Genomic DNA, 13,411 nt, shown 5'->3' with positions numbered 1-13,411 from the left:
TCCAAAAATAACCGAGAGTAAAGGCTTCCATTTGCTACATAACAGTAATTAAAAAAAATATATTTTGCAGAAAAAAACTGCACTAAATATTATTTATGAAAGAAATTTGGCTTCAAAATTTCATTCGGATACGGTTTATGATAAATATGAGTGGTAGCTGGAGATAGCGGTGGAATAAGCCACACCCAATTACCTGTTACAACACGACCACAAGCAGCTTCTTGCTTCTCAAATTGCTGAAATTGTTGTGCAGCAGTATGATGATCAACAATACTAACTCCTTGTTTTTTAAAAGAGTGTAGTACGGCAATATTCAACTCAATTAGCGCCTTATCCTTCCATAACGTACCGTTTCTCGATGTATCTAAATCCATCATCTCCGCAACAGCCGGAAGTAAATTATAACGATCATGATCCGCTAAGTTGCGCGCCCCAATTTCTGTTCCCATATACCATCCATTGAACGGAGCGGCTGTATAAGAAATACCGCCAATTTCTAAGCGCATATCTGAAATCATTGGAACCCCATACCATTTTGCTCCAAGTGATGAAATAGGGTATTCTGGGTGTTCAATTGGCACTTCTTTTACTTCTTTCCTCGGAATTTCTTTATATGTAGGCGCCTTCCCGTTTATAGAAAATACAAGTGGCAATACATCGAAATTCGTACCTTCTCCTTGCCAGCCAAGCTCCTGACAAAAGTCCGTAAATGTAGCGGAATGCGAGTCACCGATCACTCCCATTTCTGTTTTATATCCTGCATATCGAATCAATTGGTGATTATAAATTCGTATATTATTTTCCTCACCTTGATATTGCTTAAAAATCGTAATGGTTGGTTTAACTTTTCCATCGTTCGTTGCATATTTAATATGATGAATTAATGCATTATATACACCCTCTTCATCATTTACTTCGCGCGCATCTAATATGTGCATCTTACTCCAAAATAGTCTTCCAATACATCTATTACTGTTACGCCATGCCATTCGTGAACCATGAACAAGTTCTTCAAATGTATGCTCATATGTCCCTGTCTTCTCTATCTCAATTTGAATTTCTTTTATACGTTCTTCTATCAATTGTTCTTTATGAAGCTCCTTATAACAAATCGTAATAAAATTACTTGCTTCCTCTATTAATTGTTTCGTTTTACTCATAAACAATCTCCTTCTATTTCAACAAAACCTTGCTACTTTACAGTATAAGCAAAAAGGATGGGAGTCACAAATGAAATTGAGAGTGTTACTTTTATTGTAATATTTTTCAGAAAATTAACAGACTTACTATTGACTTATATGGAAAATGGGTGTATTTTTGACTCAGGTAAAGTATTTTTACCTAGACCAACTTTTTAAATAGAAAGGAGGTAATGTTATGTCTTCATTTCAATTGCCAAAGCTTTCATATGACTATGATGAACTAGAGCCACATATCGATAGCAATACACTTTCCATTCATCATGGAAAGCACCATGCGACATACGTAAACAATTTAAATGCTACTTTAGAAAATTATACTGAATTACATAATAAATCTTTAGAAGAATTGCTATATAATTTAGATGCTTTACCGAAGGAAATTGTTACAGCTGTAAGAAATAACGGTGGTGGTCACTATTGTCATAGTCTTTTTTGGGAAGTGATGAGCCCACGAGGTGGCGGTGAGCCTAATGGAGATGTTGCAAAAGTAATTGATTATTATTTCAATACCTTTGACAACTTAAAAGATCAACTTTCCAAAGCAGCTATTAGTCGTTTTGGAAGTGGCTATGGATGGCTTGTTCTTGACGGTGAGGAACTCTCTGTTATGAGTACACCAAATCAAGATACGCCTTTGCAAGAAGGGAAAATCCCCTTACTCGTAATTGATGTATGGGAACATGCTTATTATTTAAAGTATCAAAATCGGCGCCCAGAGTTTGTTACCAATTGGTGGCATACAGTAAACTGGGACCAAGTAAACGAGAAGTATTTACAAGCAATTCAATCACAAAAACATTAGTCGTATGTATAAGGTAAATTTGGTAATGTAAAATCAGTATTGTCGAAATCCTCCAGAATCCCCCGGATTGCCACCGGGGGATTTATGATTACTTCATAGTATTTATATAATGTTTTAAAACATTTTTTATTTCTAGTTTCAGCTCTCGGAACAAAAATCCAAATTTACGAGCCTTTCCATTATGTAACGTACAGTTAGTTACCTCATTATAAGGAGCTATATTTTCTCCAGCTTCCTGGATGAGTGCTTTTATTCCCGTCTTCTCTTCTATGAAATGAATAATTTCTTCCGTAGAAACTACCCCGTTACTACAGGCGTTAATTGGTCCTTTCACATTTTCCATTCCGCACCAAGCTAGAAACTCTCCTGCCTCTTTTTCATGTATAAATGACAAAGTTCCATCTACATGATCCACAACGATAGGTTTTTGGTTCACAACACATTCAACGTAAAATTGTAACCTTTTCGTATAGTCATTTTCTCCAATAACAACTGGAAAACGCACTGCAACGACTGGGAATGTTGCATATTGAAATAAAACCGCTTCGGCTAATCGCTTTCCTTCACTATAATTAAAATCATTTCTATCTCCATATGTAATTGCATATTCGTATGGATTGAAGTCCTCTTCTAACAAACTTAATGCAGGTTCATAGACAGCCATTGAAGATGTCATAATATACTTCTTCGTTTTTCCTTTCAAAACTTCACATACCATTTTCGCTGCATTTGAACTATAGCATAAATTATCGTATACAATATCATAACTTTTTCCTTCTAGACGCTCTTCTAGTAGCTTTCTATCTTTTCTATCGACAATTATTCTTTTTACTGCGCTACCAAAAGAATCTTCAGTAACTCCCCTTGTGGCAATTGTTACATCGTGTCCAGCTTGCAAAAGGTACTCTACTAAATGTTTACCAAAAAACCTTGTTCCTCCTAGCACCAACACTTTCTTCAATTTCATCATCCCCATTTTCATGATTTATGAGATACCACCTCTTTTATTATAAAACGCTAATATATAAAAAAGCATGAAATCAGTTTAACGATTCCATGCTTTTATGCAGATCATATATTAACGTACTCGATATTTATAAATACAATAACAGAAGTACAAAATAGAAATTACTGATACATAAACCCATAGTTCATATACGAATCCCTCTCCCCATACTCCCATAAAATAAAATAGTGAAGGTAAAGTCAATGTTACCCATGATTGTACGAAGGCAATCCTTCCAAGATATTGATTGATGTTCTTCTTTTGTGTATTTAATACAAAGAATAAATACCAAAGTAATGCCCACATAAACCACGTTAATGCATTAACAACATCATGGAATTGAACAAATGAAACAACCATATAGAATAAAGCAATAATTGCTACCCAAATACAAAACCATCCTAGACCACTACTATCCATTCCTTTTATAAAAGTAACACCTACATATAAATAAGTTAATCCAAATAAGAAAGTAGCCGCATATGAATACACTGTCCAATTGCTTTGGTCAGAAATCATGATCAAATAAAACGGAATAATAATTTGTAGTGCACCCACAAATAAATTAAAAACACCCGCACTTTTCATCTCTGCTTTCCCTAATATAACAAGACTATTTAAAAATAAAGCTGCCCCTGAAAGTAATAATCCTATATAACCCATATATATTCGTGTGAAAATCTTTACCTTTCACACTTTTAACCTCCCCACACTATAAAGTGATACTGATATTATTTTTCTTCCCATTTAAAACTACATACATAATTTTTCATCTGAATAAGTCAGACCTCCTACCTTAAAAAGGAGCGAACTTAAAACGCTTTCAATAATAAATAATCCTATCAAAACATGAACTAGGATTCCTTGATTATAAACGGACTCTAGCAATGATACAAGTGTTGGAATACTTTTCAATAATACGCTTTCAATTTCTATAAAAAATTAATAAAATAATACATTCCTCTATCTCATTCTACTACCTTCTAGCATAAGATATTGTAAAATCATATCATTTTAAGAAAGGTTTGATATTTATGCCTCTTCATTATCCAAATCATTCTGTTTTTCACTCTACAGGTGTGTTAACAAGAGAGCCTGCAACTATTTCAGCAGTCGTAAACATTGTAAATTTAGATGCATATTACGCTCACTATGTAAATATAGAAGTGTGGGATTGGTCTAATTATTCTAATCCTGTAAAGTTACCTGTATTAATTGGTGAAAATGTAGAAGTAGAATTCCCATATGTTTTACAAGGCAATCATCTCGCAGTCTTTTATGCTAATTTAGATGAGACTGTTGATTTGTATGAAATACGTATTTCTTATCCCGCTCACTCCAATATTATTGCAAATTGTTTCGGGCGAAGTCTCCCACCATATACAAGTCAAGAGGGAAACACAGTATATCACAAACAACTTGTTCGAATTCATTAATTCCTCCTATTATGTAATAGGTGGTGGTCCGTAATACATTCTTTCTTATAAGAAAATTGTATTACGGACCTAAAACGCGATAGTACCCCTTAGCAGTTTTTGATTGTTTCAAACCCTCAATTTTGTATAAGGAATAGGCTTGATTCAAAACCTTTAATTTCTTTTAATAAATTTACATATGCTCGCTGAAATTGCTCTTGTGTTGCTGGCTGATCATAAGTGAAGCTTTAATTAGTGGGGGGGTTTACGGGCAGTTGATCCCCCATCTATATCCTTTCCGATAATTTGCCTTATTTATAACAATACCTCTGTAGCACTTTTCAATCTTCATTCACTTACTACTAGGCTATATTAAATACAATTTCGTTCTAAAACGAGAAATAGAACGCATACTTAATAATCAATACCTTTACTTACATTGAAAATATTGATTCCTACATGTGTTGCCAGCCAAATATTCCTATAAAATAGCGAACGTTCTTTTCTAGGTTCGCTAATAAACTTAATAGAAAATGAATATAAAAAATGACCTCTTGCTTTTGTGCAAAGGTCATTTTTTTATATTCATCATTAAACTTCTAAATAGCCATTTTTATTATTTGATTGCCATTTCCAAGAATCTGCACACATTTCTTCTAATCCACGTGTTGCCTCCCAGCCTAATTCACGCTTTGCTTTCGATGCATCAGCAAAACATACTGCCACATCACCTGGGCGACGCTCTGTAATTTTATAAGGAACTTTCTTGCCCGAAACTTTTTCAAACGCTTCAACCATCTCTAGTACACTATAGCCCATACCTGTGCCCAGGTTATAAGCATCTACTCCTGTTGTACTCAGTACTTTCTCAAGTGCCTTTACGTGACCATTTGCTAAGTCCACAACATGAATGTAATCACGGACTCCCGTTCCATCTTTCGTTGGATAGTCATTTCCGAATACACTTAATTCTTTTAACTTACCTACTGCTACTTGCGTTACATATGGCATTAAGTTATTTGGAATTCCATTTGGATCTTCTCCAATACGCCCACTCTCGTGTGCACCAAATGGATTGAAATAACGAAGTAACGCGATACTCCATTCTGCATCTGCAAATGCTACATCACGCATAATTTGCTCAATCATTAATTTCGTTTGACCATATGGATTTGTTGCACTTAATGGAAACTCCTCCGTAATCGGTGACGTTTCCGGGATACCATATACAGTTGCAGATGAACTAAAGATCATCTTCTTAACATTATGTTTCTGCATTACTTCACATAATACTAACGTGTTTGTAATGTTGTTATGATAATATGTTAATGGAATCGCTACTGACTCCCCTACAGCCTTAAAGCCTGCAAAGTGAATAACAGCTTCAATTGCATTTTCTTCAAAAACTACGTCAAGCGCTTCTCGATTTAAAACGTCTTCTTTATAAAACTTAAATTGTTTTCCTGTTATTTCTTTCACTCGATTTATAGATTCTATCGAGCTATTCGAAAGATTATCCACTACTATAATTTCGTAACCGCTATTTAGTAATTCTACACATGTATGACTACCAATATACCCTGCTCCACCTGTTACAAGTATTGCCATAATTATAGTCCTCCATATTTCATTCATTATAAACTTCTCAAAGTATATCACATATTTCTTATCCTATGTTTAATATGCGAACACATAAACTTACATTTTATCCCATAATAATTTTATAACATATACGATTCTAATCAGGTAATAAAAAAACGCCACATAATAAAAATTATGTGGCGTTTTTTTATTAAATTACGTAACAATATACACTTAGAAAATGCGCAAGACTACCTAGTAATACAAAAACATGAAAAATTTCATGATGTCCCATATATTTAAACTCTAACCATTTTGGCTTTGTTCCATAAATAAATCCACCAATTGTATAAAAAATGCCACCAAGTACTAAGAAAACAATGCCTCCTGTACTTAAATTCTCAGCTAGCGGCGCAAAGAATAAAACAATTAACCAACCCATCGTAATATAAATTGCTGTCGATAACCATCTTGGACAATTAAACCAAAACATTTTAAACACAATGCCACAAATCGCAGTTGCATAGACTAAACAAAATAATAGCAAACCACTTGCTGAATTTAATGTAATTAAGCAAAAGGGTGCATATGTACCTGCAATTAATATAAAAATCATAGAATGATCTAGCTTCCTAAAGAAGTAAATAACACGTTCATTGGCCACAACACTATGATACACAGCTGATGCCGTATAAAGGACCATCATCCCAATACCAAACAAAATAACAGCTGTAATTGCAGCAAATGATGGCATCTTAATAGAAACTTTCACAAGCATAGCTAATAATGCAACAAATGACAATATCGCCCCACCCAAGTGAGTAAATGCATTAACTGGTTCTCTTACATAAGCATTCATAATAACACCCCTTATATAATTACATGTAGTTTTAATAACTACATGTAATTATATACACATTTCATTTTAAGGTCAACATTTACAATTCATTTGTTTCGTAATACCATATTTAAAGATATATTAAACATTAAGTTCCACTAAGTTATAAAAGTGAGGGATCCTACGTGGAAAATATAAATGAATTACTTGAAACATTACATTTAGAAAAAAATATTAAACTTGAGGATATTCCAAATGTTGACTTATATGTAGACCAAGTTGTCCAACTATTTGAAAATACTTATGCAGATACAACGAGAGCTGATGATGAAAAAGTATTAACAAAAACGATGATTAATAATTACGCAAAAGGGAAACTATTCATCCCTATCAAAAATAAAAAGTATTCAAAAGAGCATATGATTTTAATTAGCTTAATTTATCAATTAAAAGGCGCTCTCTCCATTAATGACATAAAGAGTTCATTAGAAAATATAAATAACTCCTTATTAAACGATGATACATTCGATTTAAATACGGTATATAAAAATTATCTTGCTCTTACTGAAACCAACGTCGAAAGCTTTAAACAAGACGTAAATAACCGTGTTGCTGAAGTAAATGAAATCTCTTCCTTAGAAGATACAAAGCTCGAAAAATTTCTACTATTAACATCCTTCGTGACTATGAGTAATATGTATAGACGTTTAGCAGAGCAACTAGTTGATGATTTGAAAGAATCATAAATAAAAAACTATCCACCTATTAGAGTGGATAGTTTTTTATTTACTTAATTGCCTCATGAACTTTTAATTGTTTCCCTTTAATCGTTGTAGTCTTCATGACTTTCAAGACAAGCGGTCCTTTTCCATTTAATATTTCAACGTAAGAAACGTTATCTTGTATCGTAATAATGCCTATATCTTCTGCTGTAACACCTTTAATTTTAGCAATTGTACCGACGAAATCTACCGCCCTAATTTACTTTTTCTTCCCGCCATTAAAGTACAGCTTCATAATGCCTTTGTTTATGTCCGCATTTTTATCTTTCTTTATAATTGGTTTAGCATGTATCTTTTCTTCAAATGCAGCTTTCTCTTTCATAACTTCTTCTTTTGAAGGTCCAATTGCCTTTGGAATTTCAAAGCCAATATATTCCTCAATCTCTTCTAAAAATCTATTTTCATATGGTGTTATAAATGTAATAGCTTTTCCACTATTTCCAGCTCGTCCCGTTCTTCCAGTACGATGTACATAGCTTTCTTTTTCAAGTGGAATATCATAATTAATAACATGTGTAATATTATCAATATCAATTCCTCTCGCAGCTACGTCTGTTGCTACTAAATAACGGAATTTTCCTTTTCTAAAATCATCCATGACTTCAAAACGATCTTCTTGTACCATACCACCATGTATTTTGTCGCAAGGATAATTAGCTCGGTTTAACTGTCTATATACATGATCTACATTTTCTTGTGTACGGCAGAAAATAATACAACTATCAGGATTCTCAATCGTTGTTACATCTTTAAGTAGTGAAAGCTTCTCGTCTTCTATCACCTCAAAAAGAGTATGTTCAATTTTATCCGTCGTAATCCCAGCTGCTTTAATTTCAATATGAGTTGGTGAATTCATATATGTACGAGACAATTTTTCAACATCTTCTGGAAGTGTTGCTGAAAATAACATTGTCATTCTTTTTATAGGTAATTCATCAATAATTGCCTCTACTTGATCGATAAAGCCCATATTTAGCATCTCATCTGCTTCATCAATAACTAAATACTTCAAACACTCTAAAGAAAGGGTACCCTTTTCAATATGATCCAACACACGACCAGGGGTCCCAACTACAATATGTGTCTTTTGCTTTAATTCTAATTTTTGACGTGCAAATGGAGATTTCCCATAAACTGCCGCAGCCTTAATCCTTTTGAATCGACCTATATTCGTAATATCTTCTTTTACTTGTACCGCAAGCTCTCTCGTTGGTGTTAAAACTAATGCTTGTGGTTTATTCTCTTCCCACTCCACCATTTCACAAAGTGGAATACCAAATGAAGCTGTTTTTCCACTTCCAGTCTGAGATTTCACGACAAGGTCTTTCTTTTGCAATGCAACTGGAATAACCTCTCCTTGTACTTCTGTTGGATGATCATATCCTAATCCAGTAAGTGCCCTTACAATTTCCTTACTTAATTTATAATCAGAAAAACTTTTTTTACTCATATATTAACCTCATTTTATTCTATATTATTTTCTTTTTTATCTTTTATATGCGTTACTATCACTTTACTTATTATACTTGAAACCTCACATAAAAAGGTGAATCCTGCCAGATTCATCTTTTTATATAGAAATAAACCTTTTCATTTCATATATTGTTCAACTAATTGATCACATCTTTTACTCGTATTGTTAGCATTAACCTTTTCATAGTATCCTCTAGCCCTTCCCAAAGGTAAAAAGCACATATACACCCTGTGGAATTATCTCAATTTTCCCACCTTTTATAAAACGAACAATATAAATGAAAATACATTTTAAATTCGTTTTTAACGTCATTTCTCATATATATAATCTGCTTTTCAAAAAAATGTTAAGAAATCCTTTGACTTCTTAATAAAAATAATGTAAATTATCCTATGGACGAACATTTTTAATTAATAAAAATAAAATATTCGTATTTTAGGGGTGTAAATGATGGAAAACGTATTCGACTATGAAGATATTCAATTAATTCCTGCAAAATGCATTGTAAATAGCCGCTCTGAATGTGATACAACTGTCACTTTAGGAAAACATAAATTTAAATTACCTGTCGTGCCTGCAAATATGCAAACGATTATTGATGAAAGAATCGCAACTTATTTAGCTGAAAACAATTACTTCTATATTATGCATCGTTTCCAACCAGAGAAACGAATCTCATTCATTAGAGATATGCAATCACGTGGATTAATCGCTTCTATCAGCGTTGGTGTAAAAGAGGACGAATATGAATTCGTACAACAATTAGCTGCTGAGCACCTTACACCTGAATATATCACGATTGATATCGCACACGGTCATTCTAATGCTGTGATTAACATGATTCAACATATTAAAAAACATTTACCAGAGAGCTTCGTTATCGCTGGAAACGTTGGAACTCCCGAAGCGGTAAGAGAATTAGAAAATGCTGGTGCCGATGCAACAAAAGTTGGTATTGGACCTGGTAAAGTTTGTATTACTAAAATTAAAACAGGCTTCGGAACTGGTGGTTGGCAGCTAGCTGCACTTCGTTGGTGTGCAAAAGCTGCAAGTAAGCCAATTATCGCTGATGGTGGTATTCGTACACACGGCGACGTAGCTAAATCTATTCGATTTGGGGCAACTATGGTCATGATCGGTTCTCTATTCGCTGGTCACGAAGAGTCTCCAGGGGAAACAATTGAAAGAGATGGCAAACTTTATAAAGAATACTTCGGTTCTGCTTCTGAATTCCAAAAGGGTGAGAAGAAAAACGTTGAAGGTAAGAAAATGTTCGTTGAGCATAAAGGTTCTTTAGAAGATACGTTAATCGAAATGGAACAAGATCTTCAATCTTCTATCTCTTACGCTGGTGGAACAAAACTAGATGCTATTCGTACTGTAGATTATGTTGTCGTGAAAAACTCAATTTTCAATGGTGACAAAGTATATTAATTCTTAAATTTAAAAAGAAGGAGAAGCATTTCTATGCTTCTCCTTCTTTTTCATATATAAAAATGTTAAATATTTTTATTTTACTGAATTTTCTAGTATCATATTTTTAGATGCTTTTAATAAGGAGGATATAAGACATGAAAACTATAATTGAGAATCGTCTTGTTCGTGCGAAAGTACCTAACGAACTAAAATGGGATTTGTCTGATTTGTATAAGTCCAATGATGAGTGGCATACCGCATTAAACATATTAGAAAATGATATACAGAAACTTGATGCATTTAAAGGACATTTACATACTAACTCCACAACTTTATTAAATTGCCTACTTTTAGAAGAAGAGCTTTTAATGAAGTTAACAAAACTGTACTCATATGCAAATTTAAAAGAATCTACTGATCGTACAAATCCAGTTATTCAAGCGAACTCTTCCAAAATTTCTGCTTTATGGACGAAAGTACATACTGCACTATCCTTTATTCATAATGAAATCCTCTCATTCGACGAAGGAACAATTGAAAAATATTTAACTGAAGAAACAAAACTCGAACCTTTCCGTAAGTCGTTACTAGAAATACTCAAAAAAAGGCAGCACACACTCTCTCCTGAAACAGAAGAAACACTTGCTGCACTTGGCGAAGTTCATAGTTCTCCATACAAAATTTACGGCATGACTAAATTGGCAGATATGGATTTCACTTCTATACAAGACGAACAAGGAAACGAACTCCCTGTTTCTTTCGCATTATTTGAAAGCAAATATGAATTTTCTCCAAGCGCATACATACGTAGAAAAGCATACTCATCATTTGTTTCCACCTTGAAACGATATAAAAATACAGTTGCGACAACATATGCTACCGAAGTAAAAAAATAAGTAACACTTTCTCGTTTACGTAAATATGAATCCGTTACCCATATGCTATTAGAACCACAAAAGGTTCCACTTGAAATGTATAACAACCAACTTGATATTATTTATAAAGAATTAGCACCTCATATGCGCCGTTTTGCAGATTTAAAAAAGAAAGTATTAGGACTCGATCAAATGCTTTTCTGCGACTTACATGCACCTTTAGATCCCGAATTTAATCCAACGATTACTTATGAAGAAGCAGCCACGCTCATTCAAGATTCTTTAAAAGTATTAGGCGATGAATATAGTTCCATAATCGAAAAAGGATTCAAAGAAAGATGGGTAGATCTTGCAGATAACGTAGGCAAATCAACAGGGGCATTTTGCTCAAGTCCATACGGCTCTCATCCCTATATTTTAATTACATGGCAAAATACGATGCGTGGATGCTTCACATTAGCACATGAATTTGGACATGCTGGTCATTTCTATTTAGCAAATAAAAACCAACGTATCATGAACGTACGCCCATCTATGTACTTTGTTGAAGCACCATCAACTATGAATGAATTACTATTAGCTCAGCATTTACTAGCGACTACTGACGATAAGAGGATGCACAGATGGGTCATTCTACAACTACTCGGCACATATTATCACAACTTTGTTACCCATTTACTTGAGGGTGAATACCAACGTAGAGTATATGCTCTAGCAGAAGGAGGACAGGCCCTTACAGCTACAACTTTAACTGAAATTAAAACAAATGTCCTTTCGACATTCTGGGGAGATTCTGTAGAAATCGATGAAGGTGCGGGCTTAACTTGGATGCGTCAGCCTCATTATTATATGGGTCTATATTCTTACACATATTCCGCAGGCCTCACTGCATCTACTGCAGTAGCTCAAATGATTAAAGATGAAGGACAACCTGCTATTGATCGCTGATTAGATGTGCTTCGCGCTGGTGGTACAATGAAACCACTTGAACTAATGAAACATGCCGGAATAGATATGTCAAAACCAGATGCAATCCGTCAAGCTGTTTCTTACGTTGGTTCATTAATTGATGAATTAGAGCATTCTTATCAAGAATAAAAAATAAGCCCTCGCTTTATGAGGGCTTATTTCATATTTACTTCCCAAACCTTTTACGATATCCACATTTCCTACAAAGCTCTTCAACCGCAACTCTTTTGGAAAATCCATCGACAATGTTTGTTGCTCTTTCACCTTCTATAATGTTAGAAAATGAATCATTATTAATATTTCCAAGGTTAATAATCCCTTCACCATCTAAACAACAAGGAATAACCGTCCCATTCGCTAAAATCCCTGCTTGATTACGAAGTCCATGACAGAATCCTTTCCCATCATCCTCTTCTTCATGTAATGCTGGCCACTGGAATTCATAGTCTTGATTAATAAAGACATGTTCTGCAATTTTTATACCTTTTCCTGGTGTAAGCTTCTCTTCAATCTGATAAGATAGATCAAATTCATTTTCAATTATGGATAATAACTCCCTATTTTTCTGAATTTCAGCATTTGTTTTATTATCCTGAGTTAAATTCCATAACCTTAACGATACAATTAAATCTGATTGACTTGTCGCTTCCCTAATGAAGGAAAGTATACTCCTTACATAGCCCTCTTTATCTTGCGAACCTGGGTGTCCATCAAAACTATGCAGTGAAAAATTCATTTGTCTTAACGCGGGCTTATTTAACAGCCTATGCCTTCTCTTATTAATTAACGTTCCGTTCGTTGTAATATTAACTTTAAACCCTTTTTCATGACTTAAGTCTAATAGTTGATCTATTTTCGGATGGAGCAACGGCTCACCCTTCACGTGCAAATAAATGTAGTCTGTGTGAGGTTTAATTTGGTCTAATCTTTTAGCAAAATCCTCTACAGAAATGAATTGCTTCTGCCTTTCCGTCGGCGGACAAAAGCTACACGCAAGATTACATACACTCGTAATCTCCAAGTAAAACTTCTTAAACTTCTTCACCTTTAA

10 protein-coding genes and 2 pseudogenes are annotated in these 13,411 nt (G+C 34.0%); 5 read left to right on the top strand and 7 right to left on the bottom strand.

What is annotated here, in order from left to right:
* Window positions 1–89 precede the first annotated feature (89 nt).
* The gene (locus ACQRBL_RS26590; protein WP_000047620.1) at window positions 90–1,160 is read right to left on the bottom strand and encodes a nitric oxide synthase oxygenase; all 1,071 of its coding nucleotides are present in this window, start codon (window positions 1,158–1,160) and stop codon (window positions 90–92) included.
* A 217-nt stretch (window positions 1,161–1,377) separates the two neighbouring features.
* On the opposite strand from ACQRBL_RS26590, the gene sodA reads away from it, so the two are divergent.
* Window positions 1,378–2,004, top strand: a complete 627-nt coding sequence (gene sodA / locus ACQRBL_RS26585) for a superoxide dismutase [Mn] (protein WP_411995861.1) — start codon at window positions 1,378–1,380, stop codon at window positions 2,002–2,004.
* 88 nt (window positions 2,005–2,092) lie between these two features.
* On the opposite strand, the gene ACQRBL_RS26580 is transcribed toward sodA, so the two are convergent.
* A complete protein-coding gene (locus ACQRBL_RS26580) occupies window positions 2,093–2,986 on the bottom strand; it encodes an NAD-dependent epimerase/dehydratase family protein (protein ID WP_043924732.1) in 894 nt (297 codons plus the stop codon).
* Window positions 2,987–3,082: 96 nt separating this feature from the next.
* The gene (locus tag ACQRBL_RS26575; RefSeq protein WP_000540540.1) at window positions 3,083–3,673 is read right to left on the bottom strand and encodes an AmiS/UreI family transporter; all 591 of its coding nucleotides are present in this window, start codon (window positions 3,671–3,673) and stop codon (window positions 3,083–3,085) included.
* Between the two features lie 371 nt (window positions 3,674–4,044).
* On the opposite strand from ACQRBL_RS26575, the gene ACQRBL_RS26570 reads away from it, so the two are divergent.
* On the top strand, window positions 4,045–4,446 hold the full coding sequence (locus ACQRBL_RS26570; RefSeq protein WP_016079559.1) for a hypothetical protein: 402 nt from the start codon (window positions 4,045–4,047) through the stop codon (window positions 4,444–4,446).
* Window positions 4,447–5,016: 570 nt separating this feature from the next.
* Here ACQRBL_RS26570 and galE read toward each other — a convergent pair.
* Both galE and trhA read right to left on the bottom strand, forming a co-directional pair.
* Window positions 5,017–6,033, bottom strand: a complete 1,017-nt coding sequence (gene galE / locus ACQRBL_RS26565; protein ID WP_411995862.1) for a UDP-glucose 4-epimerase GalE — start codon at window positions 6,031–6,033, stop codon at window positions 5,017–5,019.
* A gap of 184 nt (window positions 6,034–6,217) precedes the next feature.
* Complete coding sequence (trhA, locus tag ACQRBL_RS26560; RefSeq protein WP_000995368.1) at window positions 6,218–6,865, bottom strand: PAQR family membrane homeostasis protein TrhA; 648 nt, start codon at window positions 6,863–6,865, stop codon at window positions 6,218–6,220.
* A 164-nt stretch (window positions 6,866–7,029) separates the two neighbouring features.
* Here trhA and ACQRBL_RS26555 point away from each other — a divergent pair, with 164 nt between their 5' ends.
* A complete protein-coding gene (locus tag ACQRBL_RS26555; RefSeq protein WP_023523627.1) occupies window positions 7,030–7,590 on the top strand; it encodes a DUF1836 domain-containing protein in 561 nt (186 codons plus the stop codon).
* A gap of 40 nt (window positions 7,591–7,630) precedes the next feature.
* Here the strand turns inward: ACQRBL_RS26555 and ACQRBL_RS26550 are convergent.
* Window positions 7,631–9,076 (bottom strand): annotated as a pseudogene (locus ACQRBL_RS26550) (DEAD/DEAH box helicase).
* A 474-nt stretch (window positions 9,077–9,550) separates the two neighbouring features.
* Here ACQRBL_RS26550 and guaC point away from each other — a divergent pair.
* Together guaC and pepF are read left to right on the top strand one after the other, a co-directional pair.
* Window positions 9,551–10,534 (top strand): GMP reductase, encoded by a 984-nt coding sequence (gene guaC / locus ACQRBL_RS26545; RefSeq protein WP_000432435.1) that lies wholly within the window; start codon window positions 9,551–9,553, stop codon window positions 10,532–10,534.
* Between the two features lie 137 nt (window positions 10,535–10,671).
* A pseudogene (gene pepF, locus ACQRBL_RS26540) lies at window positions 10,672–12,489 on the top strand (oligoendopeptidase F).
* A gap of 37 nt (window positions 12,490–12,526) precedes the next feature.
* On the opposite strand, the gene ACQRBL_RS26535 reads toward pepF, so the two are convergent.
* Complete coding sequence (locus ACQRBL_RS26535; protein WP_411995863.1) at window positions 12,527–13,405, bottom strand: radical SAM/SPASM domain-containing protein; 879 nt, start codon at window positions 13,403–13,405, stop codon at window positions 12,527–12,529.
* Between the last annotated feature and the right edge of the window lie 6 nt (window positions 13,406–13,411).

Source organism: Bacillus sp. AF62, assembly GCF_050312695.1.
GTDB lineage: Bacteria > Bacillota > Bacilli > Bacillales > Bacillaceae_G > Bacillus_A > Bacillus_A cereus.
Note: the sequence above shows the minus strand (reverse complement) of the source record. Positions and strands in the feature narration are given on the sequence as shown.

Coding starts and splice junctions, on each gene's coding strand:
- ACQRBL_RS26575 (WP_000540540.1), bottom strand. CDS start 3,673: ATGGGTTATATAGGATTATTACTTTCAGGGGCAGCTTTATTTTTAAAT.
- ACQRBL_RS26570 (WP_016079559.1), top strand. CDS start 4,045: ATGCCTCTTCATTATCCAAATCATTCTGTTTTTCACTCTACAGGTGTG.
- ACQRBL_RS26590 (WP_000047620.1), bottom strand. CDS start 1,160: ATGAGTAAAACGAAACAATTAATAGAGGAAGCAAGTAATTTTATTACG.
- ACQRBL_RS26580 (WP_043924732.1), bottom strand. CDS start 2,986: ATGAAAATGGGGATGATGAAATTGAAGAAAGTGTTGGTGCTAGGAGGA.
- sodA (WP_411995861.1), top strand. CDS start 1,378: ATGTCTTCATTTCAATTGCCAAAGCTTTCATATGACTATGATGAACTA.
- galE (WP_411995862.1), bottom strand. CDS start 6,033: ATGGCAATACTTGTAACAGGTGGAGCAGGGTATATTGGTAGTCATACA.
- guaC (WP_000432435.1), top strand. CDS start 9,551: ATGGAAAACGTATTCGACTATGAAGATATTCAATTAATTCCTGCAAAA.
- trhA (WP_000995368.1), bottom strand. CDS start 6,865: ATGAATGCTTATGTAAGAGAACCAGTTAATGCATTTACTCACTTGGGT.